This is a genomic window from Ruegeria sp. BHSC037, from assembly GCF_059613045.1.
Genome location: NZ_JBXWRT010000008.1, coordinates 86,844 through 112,952 on the forward strand (window position 1 = coordinate 86,844; position 26,109 = coordinate 112,952).

24 protein-coding genes are annotated in these 26,109 nt (G+C 63.6%); 11 read left to right on the plus strand and 13 right to left on the minus strand.

Features of this window, described 5'->3' with window-relative positions:
* Positions 1–33 precede the first annotated feature (33 nt).
* The 5 genes from galE (at position 34) to AC2FMN_RS09845 (ending at position 6,391) form a co-directional block, all read left to right on the plus strand.
* Positions 34–1,017 (plus strand): UDP-glucose 4-epimerase GalE, encoded by a 984-nt coding sequence (galE, locus tag AC2FMN_RS09825; protein ID WP_496687822.1) that lies wholly within the window; start codon positions 34–36, stop codon positions 1,015–1,017.
* 7 nt (positions 1,018–1,024) lie between these two features.
* Positions 1,025–2,068, plus strand: coding sequence for a glycosyltransferase family 2 protein (locus AC2FMN_RS09830; RefSeq protein WP_496687938.1), 1,044 nt, complete (start codon positions 1,025–1,027; stop codon positions 2,066–2,068).
* A gap of 184 nt (positions 2,069–2,252) precedes the next feature.
* Entirely contained in the window at positions 2,253–3,239 is a 987-nt protein-coding gene (locus AC2FMN_RS09835) for a glycosyltransferase family 2 protein (RefSeq protein WP_496687825.1), read from the plus strand.
* The gene (locus tag AC2FMN_RS09840; protein ID WP_496687827.1) at positions 3,236–4,939 is read left to right on the plus strand and encodes a DUF5927 domain-containing protein; all 1,704 of its coding nucleotides are present in this window, start codon (positions 3,236–3,238) and stop codon (positions 4,937–4,939) included. Before AC2FMN_RS09835 ends, AC2FMN_RS09840 begins: the two co-directional genes overlap by 4 nt.
* Positions 4,940–4,945: 6 nt before the next feature.
* The gene (locus AC2FMN_RS09845; protein WP_496687829.1) at positions 4,946–6,391 is read left to right on the plus strand and encodes a nodulation protein NodH; all 1,446 of its coding nucleotides are present in this window, start codon (positions 4,946–4,948) and stop codon (positions 6,389–6,391) included.
* On the opposite strand, the gene AC2FMN_RS09850 is transcribed toward AC2FMN_RS09845, so the two are convergent.
* From AC2FMN_RS09850 to hslO, 8 genes are all read right to left on the minus strand, one after another.
* Positions 6,375–6,893 carry a L,D-transpeptidase family protein gene (locus AC2FMN_RS09850; protein ID WP_496681582.1) on the minus strand — a complete coding sequence of 173 codons (519 nt, stop codon included), beginning with the start codon at positions 6,891–6,893 and terminating at the stop codon, positions 6,375–6,377. The two genes, AC2FMN_RS09845 and AC2FMN_RS09850, sit on opposite strands and share 17 nt — an antisense overlap.
* A gap of 56 nt (positions 6,894–6,949) precedes the next feature.
* Positions 6,950–7,735: an ion transporter gene (locus AC2FMN_RS09855; RefSeq protein ID WP_496681584.1), complete on the minus strand. Its 786-nt coding sequence runs from the start codon at positions 7,733–7,735 to the stop codon at positions 6,950–6,952.
* A gap of 20 nt (positions 7,736–7,755) precedes the next feature.
* Complete coding sequence (locus tag AC2FMN_RS09860) at positions 7,756–8,985, minus strand: class I SAM-dependent RNA methyltransferase (protein WP_496687831.1); 1,230 nt, start codon at positions 8,983–8,985, stop codon at positions 7,756–7,758.
* A gap of 39 nt (positions 8,986–9,024) precedes the next feature.
* Positions 9,025–10,857 (minus strand): ABC transporter ATP-binding protein, encoded by a 1,833-nt coding sequence (locus AC2FMN_RS09865; RefSeq protein ID WP_496687833.1) that lies wholly within the window; start codon positions 10,855–10,857, stop codon positions 9,025–9,027.
* Positions 10,854–12,704, minus strand: a complete 1,851-nt coding sequence (locus AC2FMN_RS09870) for an ABC transporter ATP-binding protein (RefSeq protein ID WP_496687836.1) — start codon at positions 12,702–12,704, stop codon at positions 10,854–10,856. The genes AC2FMN_RS09865 and AC2FMN_RS09870 overlap by 4 nt, the downstream gene beginning before the upstream one ends.
* Before the next feature lie 191 nt (positions 12,705–12,895).
* Positions 12,896–14,050: a CCA tRNA nucleotidyltransferase gene (locus tag AC2FMN_RS09875; RefSeq protein WP_496687837.1), complete on the minus strand. Its 1,155-nt coding sequence runs from the start codon at positions 14,048–14,050 to the stop codon at positions 12,896–12,898.
* A complete protein-coding gene (locus tag AC2FMN_RS09880) occupies positions 14,047–14,646 on the minus strand; it encodes a CoA pyrophosphatase (protein ID WP_496687839.1) in 600 nt (199 codons plus the stop codon). Before AC2FMN_RS09880 ends, AC2FMN_RS09875 begins: the two co-directional genes overlap by 4 nt.
* The gene (gene hslO, locus AC2FMN_RS09885) at positions 14,636–15,622 is read right to left on the minus strand and encodes an Hsp33 family molecular chaperone HslO (protein WP_496681592.1); all 987 of its coding nucleotides are present in this window, start codon (positions 15,620–15,622) and stop codon (positions 14,636–14,638) included. Before hslO ends, AC2FMN_RS09880 begins: the two co-directional genes overlap by 11 nt.
* 76 nt (positions 15,623–15,698) lie before the next feature.
* Here hslO and AC2FMN_RS09890 point away from each other — a divergent pair, with 76 nt between their 5' ends.
* Positions 15,699–16,142 carry an NUDIX hydrolase gene (locus tag AC2FMN_RS09890; protein WP_496681593.1) on the plus strand — a complete coding sequence of 148 codons (444 nt, stop codon included), beginning with the start codon at positions 15,699–15,701 and terminating at the stop codon, positions 16,140–16,142.
* Here the strand turns inward: AC2FMN_RS09890 and AC2FMN_RS09895 are convergent.
* A complete protein-coding gene (locus AC2FMN_RS09895) occupies positions 16,139–17,404 on the minus strand; it encodes a PP2C family protein-serine/threonine phosphatase (RefSeq protein ID WP_496681649.1) in 1,266 nt (421 codons plus the stop codon). The two genes, AC2FMN_RS09890 and AC2FMN_RS09895, sit on opposite strands and share 4 nt — an antisense overlap.
* Positions 17,405–17,567: 163 nt before the next feature.
* Between AC2FMN_RS09895 and AC2FMN_RS09900 the strand changes: the two genes are divergently transcribed.
* The gene (locus AC2FMN_RS09900; RefSeq protein WP_496687842.1) at positions 17,568–17,894 is read left to right on the plus strand and encodes an Hpt domain-containing protein; all 327 of its coding nucleotides are present in this window, start codon (positions 17,568–17,570) and stop codon (positions 17,892–17,894) included.
* Between the two features lie 4 nt (positions 17,895–17,898).
* Here AC2FMN_RS09900 and ilvA read toward each other — a convergent pair whose 3' ends face one another.
* Both ilvA and AC2FMN_RS09910 read right to left on the minus strand, forming a co-directional pair.
* Positions 17,899–19,125 carry a threonine ammonia-lyase IlvA gene (gene ilvA / locus AC2FMN_RS09905; RefSeq protein ID WP_496687844.1) on the minus strand — a complete coding sequence of 409 codons (1,227 nt, stop codon included), beginning with the start codon at positions 19,123–19,125 and terminating at the stop codon, positions 17,899–17,901.
* 59 nt (positions 19,126–19,184) lie between these two features.
* Positions 19,185–19,952, minus strand: a complete 768-nt coding sequence (locus AC2FMN_RS09910) for a hypothetical protein (protein WP_496687847.1) — start codon at positions 19,950–19,952, stop codon at positions 19,185–19,187.
* Positions 19,953–20,087: 135 nt separating this feature from the next.
* Here AC2FMN_RS09910 and AC2FMN_RS09915 point away from each other — a divergent pair, with 135 nt between their 5' ends.
* The 4 genes from AC2FMN_RS09915 to msrA all read left to right on the plus strand — a co-directional run bounded on the left by AC2FMN_RS09915 (position 20,088) and on the right by msrA (position 22,854).
* Complete coding sequence (locus tag AC2FMN_RS09915) at positions 20,088–21,314, plus strand: argininosuccinate synthase (RefSeq protein WP_170373152.1); 1,227 nt, start codon at positions 20,088–20,090, stop codon at positions 21,312–21,314.
* Positions 21,315–21,346: 32 nt separating this feature from the next.
* On the plus strand, positions 21,347–21,745 hold the full coding sequence (locus AC2FMN_RS09920; RefSeq protein WP_496687941.1) for a DUF1810 domain-containing protein: 399 nt from the start codon (positions 21,347–21,349) through the stop codon (positions 21,743–21,745).
* Between the two features lie 81 nt (positions 21,746–21,826).
* A complete protein-coding gene (locus AC2FMN_RS09925) occupies positions 21,827–22,108 on the plus strand; it encodes an SCP2 sterol-binding domain-containing protein (RefSeq protein WP_496687849.1) in 282 nt (93 codons plus the stop codon).
* A 95-nt stretch (positions 22,109–22,203) separates the two neighbouring features.
* The gene (gene msrA, locus AC2FMN_RS09930; RefSeq protein ID WP_496687852.1) at positions 22,204–22,854 is read left to right on the plus strand and encodes a peptide-methionine (S)-S-oxide reductase MsrA; all 651 of its coding nucleotides are present in this window, start codon (positions 22,204–22,206) and stop codon (positions 22,852–22,854) included.
* Here msrA and AC2FMN_RS09935 read toward each other — a convergent pair.
* Both AC2FMN_RS09935 and AC2FMN_RS09940 read right to left on the minus strand, forming a co-directional pair.
* A complete protein-coding gene (locus AC2FMN_RS09935) occupies positions 22,851–23,723 on the minus strand; it encodes a ribokinase (protein ID WP_496687853.1) in 873 nt (290 codons plus the stop codon). The genes msrA and AC2FMN_RS09935 overlap by 4 nt on opposite strands.
* Before the next feature lie 4 nt (positions 23,724–23,727).
* A complete protein-coding gene (locus AC2FMN_RS09940; protein ID WP_496681606.1) occupies positions 23,728–25,983 on the minus strand; it encodes an NADP-dependent malic enzyme in 2,256 nt (751 codons plus the stop codon).
* Positions 25,984–26,109: the final 126 nt, after the last annotated feature.

Below are 26,109 nucleotides of genomic sequence, written 5' to 3' on the forward strand. Positions count from 1 at the left end.
CCCATGAGCGGCAGACATTCGGCAGGACCACGGATGACAAACATACTCGTGACCGGCGGTGCCGGATATATCGGATCTCATGCCTGCAAGGCGCTGGCGCAGGCGGGCTATGTGCCCGTGACCTATGACAACCTTGTCACCGGCTGGCAGGATGCGGTGAAATTCGGCCCGTTCGAACAGGGCGATCTGCTGGACCGCGCGCGGCTGGATCAGGTCTTTGCCAAGTACCAACCGGCGGCGGTGATGCATTTCGCCGCGCTCAGCCAGGTCGGCGAAGCCATGAGCGAGCCGGGCCGGTACTGGCGCAACAACGTCACCGGATCACTGAACCTGATCGAGGCGGCCGTGGCCGCCGGTTGCCTGGATTTCGTTTTCTCGTCCACCTGCGCAACCTATGGCGACCACGACAACGTGGTGCTGGACGAAACCACGCCGCAACACCCGCTGAACGCCTATGGCGCCTCGAAACGTGCGATTGAGGATATCCTGCGCGATTTCGAACAGGCGCACGGGCTGAACCACGTGATCTTTCGCTATTTCAACGTGGCTGGTGCCGACCCTGACGGCGACGTGGGCGAGTTCCACCGCCCCGAGACCCATCTGGTTCCGCTGCTATTGGACGCGATCGACGGCAAGCGCGACGCGCTGACCGTCTACGGCACAGATTACGACACGCCCGACGGCACCTGCATCCGCGACTATGTCCATGTCTGCGACCTGGTGGATGCGCATGTACTGGGCCTGCGCTGGCTGGAACAGAGCAAGGGCAGCCGAGTGTTCAATCTGGGCACCGGCACCGGGTTTTCAGTAAAAGAGGTGATCGCGCAGTCGCACAGCGTGACCAACCGCGAGGTGCCCTTCAATGTCGGTCCGCGCCGGGCGGGCGACTGCACCAAGCTGGTTTCAGGCTCGACCCGGGCCGAGGCCGAACTGGGCTGGCGGCCCAAACGGTCGCGGCTGGAAGTGATGATCGCCGATGCCTGGCGCTGGCATCAGAATGGCCATTACGAAAAGTGATCGTGCCATGGGCGCCGCGCACCATCATGACGAAAACGCCCCGGGCTGGATTCGCAGATACCGCCTGCGCCTGAAACGCAAGCGCCTGTTGTGGCGGTCCTTCCGCAGCCGCCACGCGTTGACGCCGGTGTCGGACAAGACCCGTCTGATCGCGCCCACCGACATTCTGGCCTTTACCACCCTGCGCAACGAGATCGAGCGCCTGCCCTGGTTTCTGCGCCACTATCGCCGGCTGGGGGTCGATCATTTCCTGATTGTCGACAACGGCAGCGATGACGGCTCGGTCACCTACCTGCTCAACCAGCCGGACGTTTCGCTGTGGCAGACCGGGGCCAGCTATCGCGAGGCGCGGTTCGGGCTGGACTGGCTGACCTGGTTGCAGATGCGCTATGGCCATGGCCACTGGACCCTGATGGTGGATGCCGACGAACTGCTGATCTATGCCCATCACGACAGCCGCACCCTGCATGACCTGACTCGATGGCTGGACAGCCGCGGGCAGCTGGCTTTCGGCGCGCTGATGCTCGACCTTTATCCCAAGGGACCGCTGGGCAGCCAGACGCACGACCCCGATACCGACCCGACCGAGACCCTGCCCTGGTTCGACCCCGGCCCCTATCGCGTGCGGCGGCAACAGCCGCTGGGCAATTTGTGGGTGCAAGGCGGGGTGCGTGAGCGGGTTTTCTTTGCCGACCGGCCCGAGCGGGCGCCGACGTTGAACAAGATCCCCTTGGTCAAGTGGAACCGCCGGTTCGCCTATGTGAATTCCTGCCACTCGGCGCTGCCCCGACATCTGAACCATGCCTATGACGGGCCGGGGGGCGAGGCGCCTTCGGGGGTGCTGCTGCACACCAAGTTCCTGCCGCAGGTCGTCGCCAAATCGCAGGAGGAAAAGCGCAGGCGCCAGCATTTTCACGATCCCGACCAATTCGGGCCATACTATGATGGCATCATCGCCGGGCCTGACTTGTGGACCGCCCGTTCCGAGCGCTTTGCGGGCTGGGTGCATCTGCAGGCGTTGGGGCTGATGTCTTCGGGCGGCTGGCGCTGAAGGGGGAACTCCGCACCCGGAAAACCCCTGTCTGGATAACGCCATTTAAATAGATTGCCTTGTAAGGTGCGAAAATGTCATAAAACGTCATTGCCCGGCACCACTCTGGCCGCAACCAGCCCCGGGCATGCTCGCGTAAGGAAAAAGGTTGGGCAGTCGCGTGAGCCTTTTGGATTCCTATCGGATGAGACTGCGGCGCAAGCGCCGTCTGTTGCGTTGCGCCCGCCGCGGCCGCGATCTGAAACCCGTTCAGGACAAGACCCGCCAGATCCGCTCGGACGACATCCTGTTGATGAGCGTGGTGCGCAACGAAAAGATCCGCCTGCCCTGGTTCCTGTCCTACTACCGAAAGCTGGGCATCGACCACTTTCTGTTCGTGGACAATGACAGCGATGACGGCACGCTGGAATACCTGGCACAGCAGCCCGACGTCTCGGTCTGGCATACGGCGGCCAGCTATCGCCGGGCCACATTTGGGGTTGACTGGTCCAACCACCTGCTGCGCCGATACGCGCATGGCCACTGGGTCCTGACCGTCGATCCGGATGAGTTCTTCGTCTATCCCTTCTGCGACACGCGCCCGCTGCGCGCGCTGACCGACTGGCTGGACGGCACCGGGGTGCGCAGCTTCGGCACCATGCTGCTGGACATGTACCCCGAAGGCCCGATCCAGGAGGCCCCGTATCACGAAGGTCAGGACCCGTTCGAAATTGCGCCCTGGTTCGACTCGGGCAACTATGTGATCAGCAAAAACCCCGTATACGGCAACCTCTGGATCCAGGGTGGCCCGCGCGCGCGCATGTTCTTCAGGGACCGGCCGGAAAAGGCCCCGGCCCTGAACAAGATCCCGCTGGTCAGATGGGACCGGCGATATGTCTATGTCAGTTCGACCCATGCCTTGCTGCCGCGCGGCCTGAACCAGGTCTATGACGAATGGGGCGGAGAAAAGGCCAGCGGCGCTTTGCTGCATGCCAAGCTGATCGACACCCTGGGAACCAAGGTGCAGGAAGAGCTGCGGTGGGGCCAGCACTATCGCGGGTCGGCGGAATACAAGGCCTATCTGGCCGAGCTGGAAAACCGGCCTGTCTTCTGGTGCAAATGGTCCGAGAAATACATCAACTGGCGCCAGCTCGAGATTCTGGGCCTGATGTCCAAGGGGAACTGGGCATGAATGGCAGCTTGGGCATCATCATGCTGGTCCATACCGCGCTGGGCCGGGCCGAACAGGTGGCCCGGCACTGGACGGCTGCGGGATGCCCTGTGGTGATCCATGTCGATCGTAAGGTCGCCCGACAGGTGCATGACGATTTCGTGTCGGCCTGCGCCGATGATCCGCTGATCGTGTTCTGTGACCGCCATGTCTGTCACTGGGGCGGCTGGGGGATCGTCGCGGCCACCCAGACGGCCGCGGAACTGATGCTGGACCGCTTCCCGGGCGTGCGTCACGTCTTTCTGTCCTCGGGCGCGTGCCTGCCGCTGCGCCCGGTGCAGGACCTGATCGACTATCTGGCTGACCGGCCGCGCGCGGACTTCATCGAAAGCGCCACCACCGCCGATGTCAGCTGGACCGTGGGCGGGCTGGATGCCGAGCGATTCACGCTGCGGTTTCCGTTCTCGTGGCGCAAGCACCGCAAGCTGTTCGACCGGTTCGTAAAGCTGCAACGCGCGGTCGGCTACCGGCGGCGAATCCCCGACGGGTTGGTGCCCCACATGGGCAGCCAGTGGTGGTGCCTGACCCGCCAGACGCTGTCGGCGATCCTGCAGGACCCGAAACGCCCGATTTACGATCGCTATTTCCGGCATGTCTGGATTCCGGACGAAAGCTATTTCCAGACACTGGCGCGGCTGTATTCCACTCAGATCGAAAGCCGGTCGCTGACCCTGTCTAAATTCGACTACCAGGGCCGGCCGCACATCTTCTATGACGATCACCTGCAGCTGCTGCGCCGGTCCGACTGTTTCGTCGCCCGCAAAATCTGGCCACAAGCCGACCGGCTGTACCAGGCGTTCCTGTCCGACCAGCCCGGCGCGCTGAAACCTGCCGAACCCAATCCGGGCAAGATCGACCGGGTGTTTTCCCGCGCGGTCGAGCGTCGCACCCGCGGACGCGACGGGCTGTACATGCAAAGCCGCTTTCCCCGCCACGGCAGCGAGAACGGGCTGACCGCGTTCCCCTATTCGGTGTTTCAGGGATTTTCGGAGCTGTTCGTCGATTTCGAGGACTGGCTGTTCAACACCACCGGCGCGCGGGTCCATGGCCATCTGTTCGCACCCGAGCGGGCCGAGTTCGCAGGCCGGGAAACCCTCATCAACGGCGCGCTCAGCGACAGCGCGACGCTGCGTGACTACAACCCAACCGCCTTTCTGTCGAACCTGATCTGGAACACCCGCGGCGAGCGGCAGTGCTTTCAGTTCGGCCCCGCCGATACGCAAAAGATCAACTGGTTCCTGGCGCGGGACAAGAACGCGCAGGTTTCGGTCGTTACCGGCGCCTGGGCGGTGCCCCTGTTCCGGTCGAACCAGAATTTCGGGGAAATCCGCGCCCAGGCCGCGCGGCTGCAGAAGATCGAGAGCGAGCAGCTCGAGGTGCTCGATTCCGTCTGGACCAAGGCACGGGTGCGAATCTGGTCGATGGCAGAATTCCTCGAATCCCCGATCGAGCATCTGCAGACCGTCATCGACGAGATGGGCGTGTCGCAGCCGGGCCACCTGATCGAAGCGCCCAGGATGGTCGATCTGACCGGGTTCGGAAAATTCCTGCAGAACCTAAAGAACCAAGGCATGCACCCCTTCCTGATGGGGGATTTTCCGGTCGACGACGTGTTCGGCGGCCAGACCCGGTCTTATCACAAGCCCTATCTGGTGCAATGATCCGGAATGCCCAGCCCGTTTGACCATTTCATCATCCTGGCCGACATGCGCACCGGCTCGAACCTACTCGAGACGCATTTGAACGCGTTGGACGGCGTGACCTGCCATGGCGAGCTGTTCAACCCGCATTTTATCGGGTACCCGAAAGAGACCCATGTTCTGGGTTTCTCCATCGACCAGCGCGACCAGGACCCCGCCGCGGTGATCCAGACCGTGCGCAGGGCACCGGGCGGCCTGCACGGGTTCCGGTTTTTTCCGTCGCACGACCCGCGCGCGCTGGCGCTGGCGCTGGACGATCCGCGCTGCGCCAAAATCATCCTGACCCGCAACCCGCTGGACAGCTACATCTCGTTGAAGATCGCCCGCGCCACCCAGCAGTGGAAGCTGACCAACGTGAAACAGCGGCGCGATGCGACGGTGCCCTTCGATCCGCAGGAATTCGCCGACTATCTGGACCGGAGACAGGAGCATCGCCTTGCGGTCCTGAACCACCTGCAACGCACCGGACAGGTTGCCTTCCACATCGGATATGACGACCTGTCGGATCTGGAGGTTCTGAACGGGCTGGCCGCCTGGCTGGGTGTGGCTGCGCGGCTGGATCGGCTGGCCCCCGACCTAAAACCGCAGAATCCGGCACCCGCCCTGTCCAAGGTCTCGAACCCCGAGGAAATGCAACAGGCGCTGCGCGACACCGATTGGTTCAACCTGCACCGCCCACCAAGTTTCGAACCGCGCCGCGGCCCCGGCGTGCCCCGCTATGTCGCGGCTCCGGACACGCCGCTGATATATCTGCCGGTGCGCGGCGGACCCGAGCAGGCGGTGACCCACTGGCTGGCCGCGCTGGACGGCTGCCCGCCCGACGGGCTGCTGACCCGACGCAACCAGCAACAGGTGCGCCGCTGGATGAAGACGCGCCCGGGGCATCGCAAATTCACCGTGCTGCGACACCCGCTGGCCCGCGCCCATAGTACATTCTGCAACAAGATCCTTGCCACCGGGCCGGGCGGCTATGCCGCCATCCGCTCCACGCTGCGCAATCGGTTCAAACTGCCCATTCCGGGGCAGCTGCGCGAACAGAATTATACGCTGGATCAGCATCATGCGGCCTTTGCCGCGTTTCTGGAGTTTCTGAAGCTGAACCTCGCGGGGCAGACCCCGATCCGGGTGGATGGGCTGTGGTGCAGCCAGGCGCAGGTGCTGGAGGGCATCGCCGCCTTTGCCCAGCCTGACCTGATCCTGCGCGAGGATGAGATGGCAACCGCCCTGCCGGATCTTGCGCGCAGGTTTGGCCACGGCGCACCGCCCGCGCCGCCCCCGTTAGAGCCGGATGCGCCCTATCGGCTGGAACAGATCTACGATGCCCGGCTCGAGGCGCTGGCGGCCGATGCCTATCAGCGCGACTATGTCCAGTTCGGTTTCGGCGACTGGCGGCCGGTCACGGACGCAGCGTGATGACCGTGCCGGGCTTGACCATGGCATAGATCTCTTCGATCTCGTCATTCTTGACGGCGATGCAGCCTGCGGTCCAGTCCGGGGTCTTTTTCGCGCGCTTGCGCTCTTTGCGCAGGTTCGGCTGGCCGTGGATGAAGATGTCGCCGCCGGGATCGACCCCCATCGACTTGGCCTTGGCGACGTCCTGCGCGTTTGGATAGGAAATTCCGACCGACAGGTGATATCGGCTGCGAGGGTTGCGGCGGTCGATCAGATAGGTGCCTTCGGGTGTGCGGCCGTCTCCGCGCTTAACCTTTGTGCCGCTTGGAGCGAAGCCAAGCTCGACATCATACTCGCGCAAGATCTGCTCGTGATGCAGCAGGTACATCTTGCGCGCGCCCTTGTTCACAACGATGGATGTCACCTCGGGTCCGTTGTAGGTCAGAAATCGAGGGCCCCCACTTCCACAAGCCGAAAGGCTCAGTGTTGCCAGTGCACCCAATCCAAATGCTCGACGATCCATGATTTCACTGCCTGCTCGTTTTGCAGCATCATGCCAAAATCCGGCGGAAACGGAAATCACTTTTTGCTGTTCATATGTTCGGTCAGGCGGCGTTCGATCGAGTCCAGCCGCTCGAGCACCTCGTCCCGATAGGCATCGGTCCTGACGCCTTCCTCGGCGTGGTGGGCATCCTGCATCGAATTCACGATCAGACCGACCAGCAGGTTCACCACCGCGAAGGTTGTGACCATGATGAATGGCACGAAAAACAGCCAGGCATAGGGATAGACCTCCATCACCGGGCGCACGATGCCCATCGACCAGCTTTCCAGCGTCATGATCTGGAACAGGGTATAGGCTGAGCGGCCGAGGTCTCCGAACCAGTCGGGGAAGCTGTCGCCGAACAATTTGGTCGATATCACCGCGCCGATATAGAACAGGATCGCCATCAGCAGGAACACGCTGCCCATGCCCGGCAGCGCCTGGATGAACCCTTCGACCACCCGGCGCAGACGCGGCGCGACCGAGATCACCCGCAGCACCCGCAAGATCCGCAACGCGCGCAGAACCGAAATGCCGGCGCCGCCGGGGACTAGGGCGATGCCAACGATCACGAAATCGAAAATGTTCCAGCCATTGAGGAAAAACCGGCGCCCGTTGGCCACCAGTTTCATCGCGATCTCGGCCACGAAGATGGTCAGGCAGATGGTATCGAGCAGCACGATCACCGGCCCGAACTTCGCCATCAGCGTGTCCGAGGTTTCCATGCCCAGCAGAACCGCGTTCACCAGAATGACGCCGGTGATGAATTGCGCAAATCGCGGGTTTTCGACAAAGGCCTGCAGGCGCTGCCGGATCGTCATGCGAAGGGTCTCCTGTCGGGTCATGGGTTCTCTGCCAGTTTGAAGCTGCCCACCAGTTCGCTGTGGGATGACCATCGAAATTGGTCAACCACTTGGACCCATTCAAGGGCATAGCCCGCCTTAACCAGAATTTTTGCATCCCGCGCGAAGGTCACAGGGTTGCAGGACACATAGGCGATGACCGGACGGCGGGCCTGAGCCAGCTCGGCCACCTGGGCCTCGGCGCCGGCGCGTGGCGGGTCCAGAACCACGGCGTCGAAGCGGCGCAGCTCGTCCGGCATCAAGGGGCGGCGGAACAGGTCGCGCATCTCGGTCGTGACCTGTTTCAATCCCGTGGACTTGCGCCAGCCCTGGTCCAGCGCGCGGGTCATATCAGCCGCGCCTTCAACGGCATGAACCTCAGCCAGTTGCGCCAGCGGCAACGAGAACGTGCCGCAGCCCGCGAACAGATCAACCACCCGCTTGGCTGGGCCAACAATCTCCAAAACCGACTGTGTTAGAGCCTGTTCTCCATCTTTCGTGGCCTGAAGGAAGGCCCCCGGCGGCGGGACCACCGTGGCCGGACCGAAGCGCTGTGCGGGTGGGTTGCGCATGGCGATCACCTCGCCATCCCAGGCCAGCCGCGCCAAGCCGTGCTGCTCGGTCGCCTGCGCAAGCGCCAGTTCCAGCGGGCCGTCCAGAGGTTTGCCGCCCTGCACCGCCACGTCCAGCCCGGCTTCGGATAGGGTCAGGGTGACAGACAACACGCCCTTGCGGCTGCCGCCCAGTTCGGCCAGCGCCTTGGCCACGGGGATGGCGGCGGTCAGCGCCGGGTCCAGCAGCTGGCAATCAGGAATCTCGGTGATCACGTCCGAGGCGCGGCCGTGGAACCCCGCCAGCGCGCCCTTCTTGGTGCGGCGCACCGCGATGGTGGCGCGGCGACGCGACTGCGGCGGCGACGTCAGGATCGGGCGCATCTCGGCCTGCAGCCCCTGAGCAGCCAGCGCGGTACGCACCACCTCGACCTTCCAATCGGCCACGAAGGCGTCCGAGGCGTGCTGCAACTGGCAGCCGCCGCAGCTTTTGTAGTGGCGGCACGGCGGTTTGACCCGATCGTCCGACGGCGTCAGCACCTTGATATCGGTCAGCTCCGAGCCGTCCAGCAGGCCGCTGACCCGCTCGCCAGGCAGCGTTCGGGGGGCATAGACCGGGCCCTCGGCGATGCCGTCGCCCTGATGCCCGAGGCGGAGAATGGTGTATTCCTGCGTCATGGCCTGCCTGATAGCCGGGCTGATGCGCCAACAAAACCCTTATTCGGCGGCCTCGGTCTGGATGAACCCGCCCGACTGGCGGTGCCAGAACCGCGCATACAGCCCGCCCTGCGCCAGCAGGGTGTCATGCGGCCCGCTCTCCACGATGCGCCCGTGATCCAGAACGATGATCCGGTCCATCTCGCTGAGGGTGGACAGGCGGTGGGCGATGGCCAGAACGGTCTTGCCCTCCATCACCCGGTGCAGCGCGGTCTGGATCGCGGCCTCGACCTCGGAGTCCAGCGCCGAGGTCGCCTCGTCCAGCACGAGGATCGGCGCGTCCTTGAGGATCGCGCGGGCCAGCGCGATGCGCTGCCGCTGGCCGCCGCTCAACTTGACGCCGCGCTCGCCCAGATGCGCGTCATATCCCTTGCGCCCCTGCCCGTCCTGCAGATCGAGGATAAAGTCATGCGCTTCGGCCTTTTGGGCCGCGGCGATCATCTGGTCCTCGGTGGCATCGGGTCGGCCGTACAGGATGTTGTCGCGGGCCGAGCGGTTGAACATCGCGGTTTCCTGCGTGACCATGCCGATCTGGCGGCGCAGGCTGTCCTGCGTGACGCGGGCGATGTCCTGCCCGTCGATCAATATCTGGCCATTTTCCCTGTCGTAGAGCCTGAGAAGCAGCGAAACCAGGGTGGATTTGCCCGCCCCCGAGGCGCCGACGATCCCCAGCTTCTCCCCCGGCTGCACCTTTAGCGTCAGGTCCGAGACCCCGCCCACGTCGCGACCATAGGCAAAGCTGACATCGCGGAACTCGATCCGGCCCTCGGGCACTGCCAGCTCGGTGGCGTCCGGCGCATCCTCGACCCGGTCGGGCCGCGCCAGGGTTTTCATGCCGTTCTCGATCTCGCCCACATGGGCGTAGATCCCCATCAGGGTGAAGCTGACCCAGCCCGTCATCTGTGCGATGCGAATCGAGATGGCGCCCGCCGCCACGATATCCCCGGTGGTCGCCGACCCCGCCTGCCACAGCCACAAGGTGGCGCCCAAAAGCAGAACCGGCAGCAGCCCCGCCAAGGTCATCAAAATGAACCGGAAACTGGCCGACAGCTTGCCGAAGGCCAGCGACTTGTCGCGCAGCGCAACCATCGAGTCGCGGGCGGCCTGATCCTCGAACTCGGAATGGGCAAACAGCTTGACCGTCTTGATGTTGGTGATCGTGTCCACTACCTGCCCCGACACCATCGCCCGCGCCCCGGCCCGCGCGGCCGAGCGTGTGCGAATGCGCGGCAGGTACCAGCGCACCAGCAGGAAATACACCGCCAGCCAAGCCACGAAGGGCAGCATGACCAAGGGGTGAATAGACCCTAACAAAAGCAAAGATCCGACAAGCGAGGCGAGGGCAAAGACGATGGCGCTGATGGTCTCCGATACGACCGATGTCAGCGCATTGGCCGTCTGCATCTGTTTCTGCGCGATGCGGCCGGCAAAATCGTCGTCGAAATAGGCGACCGACTGGCCCAGCGTCCAACGGTTCAGCTTTGCCAGCACCAGCGGCGGGATGTTGGGCATGACGATATAGTTGTTCGACACCGAGGACAGCCCGAACAGCAGCGGTCGGATCAACATGAAGAACGCCACAGCCCCCAGGATCATCCACAGGTTTCGCGGTGTCAGAAAGTTTTCGGGCCCACTGGCAGTCGCCATGTCGATCACCCAGCCCAGAATCCAGGCGGTTCCGGCCTCCATTGCACCTGCAAGGGCCGAAAACAGCGCAGCGGCGAACAACATGGGCCAGGCCCCTGTCAGGCACCAGCGAACGAACGCCCCCAGCCTTTGCGGCGGGGGCGTCTGGGTGGGTTCAAACGGTTTGATCAGGTCTGCGACCGTCATTCTGCTGCCTCGTCCGCGGCCCCGGGGTTCATGAAGCCGCCAGATTGGCGCGCCCAGAACTGGGCGTAAAGACCGCCCTGCTCCAAAAGATCGGCATGGGTGCCTTCCTCGACGATCCGGCCTCCGTCCATCACCAGGATGCGGTCCATCTGGGCGATGGTGCTGAGCCGGTGCGCGATGGCGATCACGGTCTTGCCCTGCATCATGCCGTACAGCGTCTCCTGGATTGCGGCTTCGACCTCGGAATCTAGGGCGGATGTGGCCTCGTCCAACAACAAGATCGGCGCGTCCTTCAGGATCACCCGCGCCAGCGTCACCCGCTGCCGCTGCCCGCCGCTCAGCTTGACGCCGCGCTCGCCCACATGGGCGTCATAGCCGGTGCGGCCCTGCGGGTCCTGCAGGTCGAGGATGAAGTCATGCGCCTCGGCCTGTTTGGCGGCGGCGATCATCTGGTCTTCTGTCGCATCGGGGCGGCCATACAGGATGTTGTCGCGCACCGAGCGGTGCAGCAGCGCGCTGTCCTGCTGAACCATGCCGATATTGCGGCGCAGGCTGTCTTGGGTGACGGTGCGGATGTCCTGCCCGTCGATCAGGATCGCGCCGCTTTCCACGTCGTAGAACCGCAGTAACAGCTTGACCAAGGTCGACTTCCCGGCCCCCGACCGCCCGATCAAGCCGACCTTTTCGCCCGGCTGGATGGTCAGATTGACATGATCCAGCCCGCCGGTCTCGCGGCCATAGTGGTGCGACAGGTCGCGGATCTCGATCCGGCCATCGGTCAGTTGCAGCGGCTTGGCGCCCGGCGCATCCAGCAGGTCGACGGGCTGGGCGATGGTCTCCATCCCCTCGGCCACGACGCCCAGCTGGCGGAAGAAGCTGGTCAGCGCCCACATGATCCAGCCGGTCATGGCATTCAGCCGCAGCGTCAGCGCGGTGGCCGCCGCCACCACCCCAACCGAGGCACTGCCCTGCATCCACAGGTAAATGGCCCAGCCGACCACACCGATGATCAGCACGCCGTTCAGCGCGACCAGAACGGCATCCATGATGGTGAAGATACGCATTTCGATCTGGAAGGTGCGCCGGGTCTCCTCGATCGCTTCGCGCGCATAATCGAGTTCCTGCTGGGCATGGGCGAACATTTTCACCGAATGGATGTTGGTATAGCTGTCCACTACCCGGCCCGTCACCGTGGACCGCGCATCGGACGCGGCCTGCGAGGCCGGTCCCACCCGCTGAACCGTCCAGCGCACCAGCAGCGCATAGAGCGCAAACCAGATCAGCAGCGGCAGCAGCAGGCGTGGATCGGCGGCCATCAGCAGGATCGCCGCGCCGATCAGATAGGCCAGCGAGAACGAAATCGCATCGAACACTTGAAACACCACCTCGCCCGCAGCGGGCGGGGTCTGCATGATGCGGTTGGCGATGCGCCCGGCAAAATCATTCTCGAACCAACCAACCGACTGGCGCAGAACGTGCTTGTGCGCCCGCCAGCGGATCAGTGTGCCAAAATTGGGCAGGATCGCGTTGTTCAGCAACAGCACGTCCAGCACATGCAGGATCGGGCGCAGGAACAGGATGAACAGCGCGACCAGGACCAGCTCGGTCCCGTGGGCCTGCCAGACCTCGGACGGCGATCCGCCCAGCAGATCGACGACCCGGCCCATGTAATAGATCAACCCGATCTCGACCGCGGCCACGATGATCGACATCAGCGCGGCCCAGAAGAAGACGCGCCGAAAAGGGCGGGAATAATCCAGCATGAAGGGCCACAGCCGTGTCGGCGGCGTGTCGACCTCTTCATAGGTAACAAAAGGGTCAACGAGGTTTTCGAAATAGCGAAACATGGAGGTGCTCCGATCGAGCAGGAAAATTGAAAACGCGAAAGCAGATGGCGCCAAAACACCACCCGTACGGGTCAGGTGTTCTGGCTTTAGCCGAACCAGATCCCGTAATACATTCGCAGTCCTCCATCCATGAGACAGGCGCACCCTAGCCGGAAACCCAAGGACTTGTCATCCCCTTTTGAGACTTCCCGTCAATCTTGCAGCAACGCGTCCCGGTCCAGCGTGAAATGCGAGTCGATCCAGCGGCTTTCCAGTTCGGCCAGTTTCGCGCCCAGCGCCGGGCCAGAGTAACGCCCGAGCAGATCGGCGGCCCTGACCGGGAAGGTCGCCGACGCCCCTTTTTCGACGGCCGCGCTCGTTTCAGCCGTCCAGGGCTGTTCCAGAAAGGCGCAGCGCAGCAGGGCCGCGTCCTGTCCGTCTGGTTGGCCCAGCCGATATCCCAATTCGGCCGCCCCGGCACCGCCCTGCGCGCCGTCTCGGATCCGGGTCAGGCGGGTCAGTTGCGCCTTGCTGAGGCGCAAGGTACCGGCAACCTCGGGCCCTGCGATGACCGCGAGACGGCGCAGCGCGTCGGGGGCAAGCCCGGCCTGCGATTCAAGATGGATCAGGATCGGCAGCGCCCGATCGTCGGCGCCGGGCAGCAGATGCGCCAGAACGCCGATGCTGCGCATGGCGGCCACCGATGGGGCCGGGTCGGGCGCGGCCAGAAGTTTCAGCATCTCGGCCCCGACCCGCTCGCGCGACAGCCGGTCGAGCCCGTCCAGATCGGCCGCAATCGCCGCCAGCGCATCCGGGTCCATTCCGGCCTGCGCGTCGCCATACCAGGAGTGGAACCGGAAATACCGCAACGAGCGCAGATAGTCCTCGCGGATGCGATCCCCGGCCGTGCCGATGAACCGCACGCGCCGCGCCTGCAGGTCAGGCAGGCCGCCCAGCGGGTCCAGAATGCTGCCGTCGGGGCGGGCATAGAGCGCGTTCATTGTGAAATCGCGACGGGCGGCGTCCTCTTCCACCTGGTCGGAAAAGGCAACGACCGCGCGCCGCCCGTCGGTTTCGACGTCGCGGCGAAAGGTGGTGATTTCATGCGGTATGCCGTCGCTGACCACGGTCACGGTGCCGTGATCAATCCCCGTCGGAATCGCCTTCAGCCCGGCCTTTTCGGCCAGATCCATCACCTGCTGCGGGCGGGCATCGGTGGCGATGTCGAGATCCGAGACCGGTGCCCCCAACAGCGCATTGCGCACACAGCCCCCCACGAACAACGCCTGCGCACCGCCCTCGGTCAGCGCTGCACACACGTTCTGTGTGGCCGGGTTCGTGATCCAGTCTTCGGTGATCCGCATCATTCGCTCATCCGTGCCGCCAACCCGCGCAACATGCGGGCCGTGGCGCCCCAGATGTAGTAGGGGCCAAAGGGCACCGCGAAGTAATACCGCCGTGTTCCGCGCCAGATGCGCGATTCAACCACATAATTCGCAGTGTTCAGCACATGCGCAAGCGGAACCGAAAACACCTCGTCCACCTCGCCGGGTTCGGACACCGGGTCAAAGCCGCGCTCCAGAACCGCGACCACCGGTGTCACGGCGAATGACGTGACGGTTTCATGCACCGGCAATGTGCCCAGAATGCGCGGCAGGTCCGGCGGCAGGCCGATCTCTTCCTGCGCCTCGCGCAGGGCCGTGGCGGTCACATCCGCATCGGTGTCGTCCTGCTTGCCGCCCGGAAATGCGATCTGCCCCGGATGGTGTTTCAGGGCCGAGGACCGCTTGGTCAAGATCAGGCGCGGATCGCCACGGACCAAGTCCACGGCGACCAGAACACCTGCCGGGCGCAGCTTGCGCCCCGCAGGCAGAACCGTGCCGGGATTGAGGTCGAAGTCGCTGGACCCATCACCCGGTCGAGCCAGCGCTTCGCTCAGACGCGGGATCAGGTCAGCCGTCATCCGGGTCTTCGGCCTCGAACCCGACCGATTTCGGATCCAGCACGTAATGCGCGCCGCAGAACTGGCAGTCGGCGGTGACGGTGCCTTCGTCGGTGGTCATCTTCTCGATGTCCTGGGCCGAGTAGATAGACAGGCTTTGACGCACGCGATCCTCGGAGCAGGTGCAGCCGAACTGCACCGACTGGGCCTCGTACACACGGGGCTGTTCCTCGTGGAACAGACGCACCAGCAGGTCGGTCGGCGCCACGGACGGCCCGATCATTTCCAGATCCTCGACCGTATCCAGCAGGATGTTCACGCGGTCCCAGTTTTCGCCTTCATTGCCATCCACCAGGTCCGACGCCGTCAAGATGTCGCCGGTACCGTCATTCGTGGCCACGAAGGGCGAGGCCTTGGGCATGTGCTGCAGCATGATGCCGCCTGCCCGCCAGCGTTCGCCGGCTCCGGGTTCGGTCGATTTTCCGAAACTCAGCGAGAACCGCGTCGGCAACTGCTCGGACTGCGCGAAATAAGACTCGGCGCAGGCCTTCAGCGATCCGCCGGTCAGCGGCGTGATCCCCTGATAGGGCTGCGTTCCCTTGCCTTGGTCGATGAGGATCGCGAAATACCCCTCGCCCACCTGATCGAACGGCGCGCCATCGGTCAGCCGGTCGCGGTCAAAGCTGGCATAGGCCCGGATCTGCGCGGGCTGGCCCTCTTCGCGCGGGGCATAGTAATCTGTGGCGATCATCCGCACCGGTCCGTTCGACTGCACCTGCAGCGACAGCTTCCAGCGCAGCGCGACGGTCTGGCCAATCAGCGCGGTCAGCAGGGCCATCTCGGCCACCAGCGCCTCGACCTGTTCGGGATAGTCGTGCTGTTTCAGGATGCCGTCCAGCACCCCGTCCAGCCGCGCCACACGGCCGCGCATATCCGAGACATCGAGTTGAAAGGGCAGGACGGTATCGTCCCACGCGATTTTCGTTCCAAAAGACATGGGGTTTCCTTAAACGCCACGGGTTGGCATACCGCCACCATATAGGTCGAAGATCCAGAGTTGAAAGGGCTCTTACATGATCAGGCGGTTCGGCGAAACCCCGGAACCGGGGCGCAGATATACTCGGCGCGTGGGAGTCTATGCGCTGCTGCCCCGGGGCGGCAGCCTGCTGCTGACCTGCCAGATCGAGCCCGGCCCCGATCTGCAGCTGCCCGGCGGCGGAATTGATCCGGGCGAATCCCCGGTCACCGCCCTGCATCGAGAAGTGTTCGAGGAAACCGGCTGGTCGATCGCCTCCCCCCGCCGGGTCGGCGCGTTCCGGCGCTTTACCTACATGCCTGAATACGACCTGTGGGCCGAAAAGATCTGCCTGATCTATCGCGCCCGCCCGGTGCGGCGCCAGGGGCCGCCGACCGAAGCCTTTCACGAGGCGGTCTGGATGAACGCGGGCGATGCGGTCCAGATGCTGGGAAATGCCGGCGACCGCCATTTCGCCCGCTTGCACCTTTCAGAGCGCTAATTCCCGTTGAACTCGAAAAACACGGCCGAGACGTCATCATCCATCGTTTCGCCGGGCGGCATCGACTGGGTGAGCCGCCAGAACATGTCGTCCAGAAACTCGGGGCCGTTGTGCTGGGCCAGACAGTCCCCCGCCAGCCTGCACAGCCCATCTTCGTCAAGCAGCCCGCCGTCGGCCACCCGGCATTCGGTGAACCCGTCGGAATACAACAGCAACCGGTCGCCCGGTTGCATGTAGAAGTCGATCTTTCGGAAGGTCGCCCCATCGATCAGGCCGATCGGCAGACCGCCGTCGCCCATGAACTGCATCGAACCATCCGCACGGATCAACAACGGGTGCGGGTGGCCGGCCTGAACCATCTTCACATGGCCATACCGAAGATCGACGATCGCATAGACCATCGTGAAATATTCCTCGATCCCGGTATCGGCCATCAGGCGGGCATTCAGCGTCTCGGCCACCTGTTCGGGGGGCAGCAGTGCATAGAACTTGTTGAACCGCTTCTCCATCGCCACGTTCTGGTCAAAATGCTGGCTGGTCAGGTACCCACCCAACCGCGCGGTCATCATGGCCGAGGTGATGCCGTGCCCGGACACGTCGATGCTGTAGAACCCGATCCGGTTCGCACCGGGCGAGAACATGCCCACGAGGTCGCCGCCGATATGACCGCAGGGCTTGAGCAACAGGCTGACGCGCGAGCGGCCAAACTCCCGGGTCAGCTCGGGCACCAGCGATTCCTGGATGCTGCGGGCCTGCATGAGATCCTTGTCGATCAAGTCATGTGCGGCGCGCAGTTCGGACAAGGCCTTTTCGATCAGCCGGTTCTTTTCCGACAATTCACGCTGCATGCCCAATATCCGCGCACCGGCCGAAATCCGCGCGCGCAGTTCGTCTGCCTCGAGCGGCTTGATGAGGAAATCATCCGCCCCCGCGTCCAGGCCGCGCGCCACCTCCTGCTTTTCGCTCTTGGACGTCAAAAGGATGAAGTAGGTGTACGCGTCTTTTTCCAGCTGTCGGAAGGCGCGGCAGAACTCCAGCCCGCCCATCCCCGGCATCACCCAGTCGCTGAGCACCAGATCGGGCAGACCTTGCCTGCACAGGTCGAGCGCCTCTTCACCGCTGTCCGCCTCGATGACCGTGAACCCCCATCTCTTGAGCGATGCCACGAGGATCCGGCGCTGAAGGCGGCTGTCATCCACCACCAGCACGTTCTGGATGGCACCAAAATCCAGATCAGACTTGATCTCTGGTTGGCTGGGCAATCGCACGCCGACCTCTGCACTTCCTATTCGGGGTGTAGAAACGCTAAGAGTCCAATCTTAACAACCGGTGAAAACCCGGCATCACCACACAGGGACCGACTTAACGTGCTCTTTACCCGATCCCGGTAGTCAGGTCCCAAACGGGTCAATGCGGAGAACGGGCATGATAAACTGGCCCAGGGTGCGCCAATTGCGGGATGAGGTCGGGCCCGACGAGTTCGATGAGGTCGTTCACATCTTTCTGGACGAGGTGGGCGAGGTCATCGACCGCCTGCAGGCCGATACCGAACGGCGCGAGCTTGAGCAGAACCTGCATTTCCTGAAGGGCAGCGCACTGAGCCTCGGGTTCGAAACCTTCTCCAGACTGTGTCAGGACGGTGAGCGACGGGCCGCCGCGGGCCAGGGCTCCGAGGTGGATCTGGACGCGCTCCTGGCCGCCTTCGACGAGTCGCGCAAGACGTTCCTGGCCGAACTGGCGCAGAGCCTGTGAGCGGTCAGATCACGAACTGGGCCAGTGTCTCGTCCTCGGTGATGTCGGTATAGACGAAACCGGCATCGTCCAGATGGGCGAACAGGCGCAGAAAGTTCTCGGGCTTGGCGGTTTCGATCCCGATCAGGACCGAGCCGAAATTGCGCGCCGATTTCTTCATGTATTCAAACCGGGCGATGTCATCTTCGGGGCCGAGGATGTTCAGAAATTCCTTCAGTGCTCCGGGGCGCTGCGGCAGGCGCAGGATGAAGTACTTCTTGACGCCCGAGTAGCGCTGCGCGCGTTCCTTGACTTCGGGAAGACGCTCGAAATCGAAATTCCCGCCCGAGGTGACGCAGACGACCGTCTTGCCGCGCACAAAGCTTTGGACATCGCCCACCGCCTCGATCGCAAGGGCGCCGGCGGGTTCCAGCACGATGCCTTCCACGTTCAGCATCTCGATCATAGTGGTGCAGATGCGGTCCTCGGACAGAACGATCACGTCCGACAGGTGCCGGTCACGCAACAGCCGGAACGGCTTGTCGCCAATCCGGCCCACCGCCGCGCCGTCGACAAAATTGTCCACCTTGTCCAGCGACACCGGATGGCCCGCCGCCAGCGCCGCGCGCAGACAGGCCCCGCCTGCGGGTTCAACAAACAGGCAGTGAGTGCGGTCGCCGAACCACGTCGCCACGCCCGAGGACATGCCGCCCCCGCCCACCGGCAGCACCACGTGATCGGGCAGGCCGCCCAGCTGCTCCTCGATTTCGACGGCCAATGAGGCCTGCCCCTCGATCACGTCGTCATCGTCGAAGGGCGACAGGAAATACCCACCCTGCTGCGCGCACCAGTCCTGAGCCGCGGCAAGCGTGTGGTCGAAATAGTCGCCGGTCAGGTGGATCTGGATGTTGTCGCCGCCGAACATCCGAGTTTTCTGGATCTTCTGCTGCGGCGTGGTGACCGGCATGAAGATCACGCCCCGCACATCCATGTGCTTGCACATGAACGCCACGCCCTGCGCGTGGTTGCCGGCGCTGGCGCAGACGAACAGGTCCTGCCCCTGCTGTTTGCGCATGGCATTGAACGCGCCGCGGATCTTGTAGGACCGCACCGGGCTGAGGTCTTCACGTTTCAGCCAGATGTCGGCGTCGTATTTCTTTGACAGATGAGTATTGCGCTGCAACGGGGTTGCAGGAAACACGGTGCGCATCGCCTGTTCGGCGGCGCGGGCGCGGGTCATGAAATCACTCATGCCGCATTCCCTGCCCCATCAGGCCGACAAGGGCAAGGAATACATCAGTGTACGGACGATTAGCCCAGTTCGCGTTTTTCGATGAACACGCCATACATCGTGGTCAGGATGCTGACACTGATCATCGGCAGGATCACCATGCCGAAGAACACGGCGATCAGAACCCCCAGAACCGGAATCATCGACAGAACACCGCCGGCCAGCTGCACCAGGAACTGGAACAGGATCGAAACCAGAACCAAAACGAGGATGGCGCCCCAGGTGCCTTGGGTGTTGCTCCACGCATCGCCCAGCGTGATCGGATGGCCGATGGCGGCCGCAGGCAGGATGATGGACAACCGATAGAAGCAGACGGTCAGGAACACGATGTAAAGGATCGTCAGAAATATCGAAACCGCGATCGCGCCCTCGCCCAACATTCCGATCATCACAAGCATCGGCAGGTATCCGATCGCAAACAGGAGTATCAACATCAGCCCGCGCCCGAAATAGGCCAAGATGCGGTCGAACCGGAAGGTCGGCAGAAGCCCACTGGGATACTCCTCGAGCAGGATGAAGCGGTGCCACGCCACGGCGATCCAGCCCATGGTGACAAGCATCACGATCGCCAAGAGTATGATGAACAGGATGAATGATGCCGGATTCACCTCGGGCGGCAATCCTGTATCGCTGTCGTCAAAGGCTTCGACCGGAATGCCGGACACCAGAAACAGCCCGATGACTACGACGGTTCCGATCACGGCCGGACCAAGAACGATTTGCAGAACCTGCGGCAGGTTGCCGAACACCATCCGCAGCGAATGGGCGAAAATCTTCCATCCAAGCATTCAAAAAACCCCTTTGACAATCTTTGATTGTCTCTGGTGTGCGCTTATTCGCAGCACCCGGTCAACCCACTGCTTCTTGCCCCCACGTCGAAAACCCGCTAGGGGCCAATCGTCTTACGCATAAGGGGAAGTCAGATGTCCGCGCCCAAGAAAGTTGTTCTGGCCTATTCCGGTGGCCTTGATACCTCGATCATCCTGAAATGGCTGCAGACCGAGTACGGCTGTGAGGTCGTGACCTTCACCGCCGATCTGGGTCAGGGCGAAGAACTGGAGCCCGCCCGCCAGAAGGCCGAGCTGCTGGGGATCAAGCCTGAGAACATCTATATCGAGGACATCCGCGAGGAGTTCGTCCGCGATTTCGTCTTCCCGATGTTCCGCGCCAATGCGCAGTACGAGGGGCTTTATCTGCTGGGCACGTCCATCGCGCGTCCGCTGATCTCGAAACGCCTGATCGAGATCGCTAAGGAAACCGGCGCCGATGCGGTGGCCCATGGCGCCACCGGCAAGGGCAACGACCAGGTGCGGTTCGAGCTGGCGGCCTATGCGCTAAACCCCGACATCAAGGTGATCGCGCCCTGGCGCGAGTGGGACTTGACCAGCCGCACCAAGCTGCTGGAATTTGCCGAGGCGCACCAGATCCCGATCGCCAAGGACAAGCGCGGCGAGGCGCCGTTCTCGGTGGACGCAAACCTGCTGCACACCTCGTCCGAGGGCAAGGTTCTGGAAGATCCCGCCGTCCAGGCGCCCGACTATGTCTATCAGCGCACCGTCCACCCCGAGGACGCCCCGAACGAGCCCGAATATATCGAGATCGGCTTTGAAAAAGGCGACCCGGTCAGCATCAATGGCGAGGCGATGAGCCCCGCCACCCTGCTGACCAAGCTGAACGAATACGGCGGCAAGCACGGCATCGGCCGTCTCGATCTGGTCGAGGGCCGGTTCGTGGGCATGAAATCGCGCGGCATCTATGAAACACCGGGCGGCACCATCCTGCTGGAAGCGCATCGCGGCATCGAATCCATCACCATGGATCGCGGCGCGATGCACCTGAAAGACCAACTGATGCCGCAATATGCGGAACTGATCTACAACGGCTTCTGGTACAGCCCCGAGCGCGAGATGTTGCAGGCCGCCATCGACAAAAGCCAGGAACATGTCACCGGCACCGTTCGCGTGAAACTCTACAAGGGTCTGGCCTCGACCGTGGGACGCTGGTCGGATCATTCGCTGTATTCCGAGGCGCATGTGACTTTTGAAGAAGACGCCGGCGCCTATGACCAGAAAGACGCCGCGGGCTTCATCCAGTTGAACGCCCTGCGGCTCAAGCTGCTGGCGGCGCGCGACAAGCGGTTGTCCAAGTGACCGAGGATGGCGGCATAAACGACGAACTGGAAATGTTCATCGAAGCGCAGGACACGGTCTGGTCCGATGTCCTGCGCGAACTGGAACAGGGGCGGAAGACCAGCCACTGGATGTGGTTCGTCTTTCCGCAACTGGCCGAGCTGGGCCAATCGCACATGGCGCAGCTCTACGGGATCGAGGATCTGGACGAGGCTGCGGCCTACCTGGCCCACCCCGAACTGCGCCGCCGCCTGACCGAGGTGGCCCGGCTGATGCTGACCCACGCCGGCAAGGACCCGGCCAAGATTCTGAGCAAGGTGGATGCCAAGAAGCTGCGGTCGTCCATGACCTTGTTCGGCACCGTGCCCGATGCGCCCCCCGAATTCCAGGCGGTTCTGGATGCGTTCTACGACGGGCAGCCCTGCCCGCGCACGCAGCAGGCCCTGGGCTGAGCGGTTTCCCGTAAGGTCACGCTTGCCCCGGCCCCTGCCCTCTGTCACCCCGAACGCAAGTGCGAAAAAAGGGAGGCAGGGATGCTGCAGGAAATCGCTGAGGGACTCCAGAAGGGACTGGCCGACAAGCGCTTTGACGGCTCGTTGAAGTTTGATTGCGGCGCCGATGGCGTGATCGTCCTGGCCGACAACACGGCCACCACCCAGGACCGCGAGACCGATTGCACCATCCGCATCTCGCGCGAGAATCTGGGCAGACTGCTGACCGGCAAGCTGAACCCGATGACAGGGGTGATGATGGGCAAGCTCAAGATCTCGGGCGACATGGGCGTCGCGATGAAGCTGGGGCAGCTTCTGGGCTAGGCGATAAACTCGTCTCACCACCGCGTGACAAACCGTTTCAGCCGATTGTCAGCCGCCCCGTTGCGCGGCAGCCTGAGGCGGAAAGGAGGTCCACCATGACCCGTTGCCTCGACCAGATCAAGCTGACCCTTCTGTTTGCGCTGATCCTGCGCGCTCAGCCGGCCCCGGCGGCCGGGACCGAGACGCTGACCGTGGCCGGCGGCTGTTTCTGGTGCGTCGAAGCCGATTTCGAGTCCGTACCCGGCGTGATCGAGGCGGTTTCAGGCTATTCCGGCGGCACGACCCCGAACCCCACCTACAGCCAGGTCACGAGCGGCGGCACCGGCCATTACGAGGCGGTGCAGATCACCTTCGACCCGGCGCGCGTTTCCCGTGAAACTTTGCTGAACCTGTTTTTCCGCTCGGTCGATCCCACCGATGCCGGAGGCCAGTTCTGTGACCGGGGTGAGAGCTATCGCACCGCAATTTTCGTCTCTAACACCGGCGAAAAAGCTTTGGCCGAACGCAGTAAAGCCGAAGCGAATCGTGCGCTGGGTCAGGCCATCGTGACACCGATCCTGCCGCTTGGGGTGTTCTATCCGGCAGAGGCCTACCATCAGGATTACTACAAGGGCAAAAAGCTGGTGTTCACCCGGTTCGGGCCGAAACGCCAGCTGAATGCCTACAAGGCGTATCGCAAGGCCTGCGGCCGCGATGCGCGGGTCCGGCAGCTGTGGGGCAGCGCCGCGCCGTTTGCCGGATCTTAATCCAACACGGCTTCGCGCACCTCTTTCAGGTCCGGAATGACGTCTGCCGTGCCGGGCCGCATCACCATCAACGCCGCCGCCCGGTTGGCTTGGGTGATGGCCTGCGCCATCGGCATCCCCCGGTCCATTCCGGCCAGGACATATCCGGTAAAGGTGTCCCCGGCCCCGGTCGTGTCCACGGCCTTGACCTTGTGGGCGGGAAACTCAACCGCCGACTGGCCGCGTTGATGATATCGGGCGCCTTTTGACCCCAGCGTGACGATCACATGTTCGACCGGCAGATCGGCCGGGGCCAGCCCCGTGGCCTGTTGCAGCTGGGCGGCCTCGACCTCGTTCAGGATCAGAAAATCCAGATAGGGCAACACCGCCTGCACTGCCGGCGCGCTGAAGGGGGCTGCGGCATAGCACACCGTCAGACCCCGCTCGCGGCCCAGCTTCGCGGCCTCGACCTGTGCGGTGGTCTCGTTCTGGAAAACCAGAAGATCGCCCGTGTCAGAGTCTGTCAGCGCGGCGGAAACCTGATCGGCCCCGATCGCGTGGTTGGCGCCGGGGTACAGGATGATCAGGTTTTCCCCCTGCGCATCCACGGCGATGATCGCATGGCCCGTGGGCTGATCGACCTGCGCGATGTGCCGCGTGTCGACCCCGTATTCGGTCAACCGGTCGCGCGCCCACAGCCCGTCGGACCCCACGGCGCCGATGTGGCGCACATGCGCCCCGGCCCGTGCCGCCGCAACAGACATGTTCGCACCTTTGCCGCCCAGAAACCTCTGCAACCCGCTGGCCGCCAGGGTTTCACCCGGCGCCGGCAGGTGCGGCAGCGCATAGACCGTGTCAGCATTGATCGAGCCAAGGTTCCAGATTGCCATTGGATCACGCCATGTCGCACGAGGCCAGGATGGCCATGTTCAGGATGTCATTCGCGGTCGAGCCGGTCGAACAGATCTGGATCGGCTTGTCGATGCCGGTCAGGATCGGGCCGATCACCGTGGCCCCGGCCATTTCCTGCATCAGCTTGGTGGAAATCGACGCCGAGTGCCGCGCGGGCACGATCAGGATGTTGGCCGGCCCGGTCAGGCGGCAGAAGGGATAGGCCTCTTGCTGGTGGGCGTTCAGCGCCACGTCGACGGTCATTTCGCCTTCGTATTCGAAATCGACGCCGCGCGCCTCCAGCACTTGTGGGGCCTTGTACAGCTTTTCGGTCCGCTCGGACACCGGATACCCGAAGGTCGAGAAGCTGACAAACGCCACCCGAGGCTCCAGCCCCATGTGGCGGGCAACCGTGGCGGCGCGTTCGGCAATCGTCGCCAGATCGTTCTCGTCGGGCCATTCATGCACCAGCGTGTCGCCGATCAGCACGATCCGGCCCTTGTGCAGCAGCGCGGTGATCCCGGCAGCGCCATGGGCGGCGTCGGCGTCGAACACATGGCTGATGCGGTCCAGCACATGCGCCGACTTGCGGGTGGCCCCGGTCACCAGACCGTCGCCATGCCCATGCGCCAGCATCAGGGCCGAGAACACATGCCGGTCGCGCGCGGCCAGGCGGTGGATGTCCTTGCGGTCAAAGCCTTTACGCTGCAGTCGCTGGTACAGAAAGTCCTTGTAGGCATCGAGATGCGTGGTGTTGGCGGCATTGACCACCTCCAATTCGCGCACCGCGTCGCCCAGACCGGCGGCTTCCAGCTTGGTCTTCACGTCGTCGGGCCGGCCCACGACCAGCGCCTTGCCGAAGCCCGACCGCTGATACATCACCGCCGCCCGCAGAACCCGCGGATCGTCGCCCTCGGCAAAGATCATCCGGCTTTGCGCCGCGCGGGCCCGGGCGTTGAGGCCGCGCAGAATGCTGGCGGTCGGGTCCATGCGCGACTTGAGGCTCAGCTCATAGGCCTCCATGTCGATGATCGGCCGCCGGGCCGCGCCGGTATCCATCCCCGCCTTCGCGACGGCGGGCGGAATGCGGTAGATCAGGCGCGGGTCAAACGGCGTGGGAATGATGTAGTCGCGCCCGAAGGTCAGTGACTTGCCATAGGCCAGCGCCACCTCGTCGGGCACGTCCTCGCGTGCCAGACGGGCCAGCGCGTGGGCGCAGGCGATCTTCATCTCGTCATTGATGGCGCGGGCGTGGATGTCCAGCGCCCCGCGGAACAGGTAGGGAAAGCCCAGAACGTTGTTGACCTGGTTGGGGTAATCGCTGCGCCCGGTGGCCACGATGGCGTCAACGCGCACCTCGTGTGCCTCTTCCGGGGTGATTTCCGGATCGGGGTTGGCCATGGCGAAGATCACAGGATTGTCGGCCATGCTGGCGACCATCTCTTGCGTGACAGCGCCTTTGACGGATACGCCCAGGAACACGTCGGCGCCTTTCATGGCCTCTTCCAGCGTGCGCAGCTCGGTCGCAATCGCGTGGGCCGATTTCCACTGGTTCATGCCCTCGGTCCGGCCCTGATAGATCACGCCCTTGGTGTCACAGACGATGCAGTTTTCATGCCGGGCACCCATCGCCTTGAGCAGTTCGATACAGGCGATCCCCGCTGCCCCGGCCCCGTTGAGGACGATCTTCACATCCTCGATCTTCTTGCCCGAGATGTGCAGCGCGTTGATCAGCCCCGCCGCACAGATCACCGCCGTGCCGTGTTGATCGTCGTGAAAGACGGGGATGTCCATCTCTTCCTTCAGGCGCTGCTCGATGATGAAGCACTCGGGCGCCTTGATGTCTTCCAAATTGATGCCGCCAAAGGTCGGCCCCATCAGCTTGACCGCGCGGCAGAATTCGTCGGGGTCTTCGGTGTCCAGCTCGATATCGATCGAGTTCACGTCGGCGAAGCGCTTGAACAGGACGGATTTGCCCTCCATCACCGGCTTGGACCCCAACGCGCCCAGATTGCCCAGCCCCAGAACCGCCGTCCCGTTCGAGATCACGGCCACGAGGTTGCCCTTGTTGGTATAGTCATAGGCGGTCTCGGGGTTTTCCGCGATGGCTTCACATGGAACCGCCACGCCGGGGCTGTAGGCCAGCGACAGATCGCGCTGCGTGGTCATGGGAACGGTGGCCTGCACCTCCCACTTTCCGGGGGTGGGTTCCAGGTGAAAGGCCAGCGCCTCTTCTTTGGTGATCTTCGCTTTGGGCATTTTGACGGTCGGTTCCATGGCTTCGGGGCTTTTCGCCTCATACCGCAGGCGGGGGCGCGCCTCAACGACTATGCGATTTCACCTTTCGTCGCGGTTGGTGGATTTGTAAGGTCGCGCCGGAATACG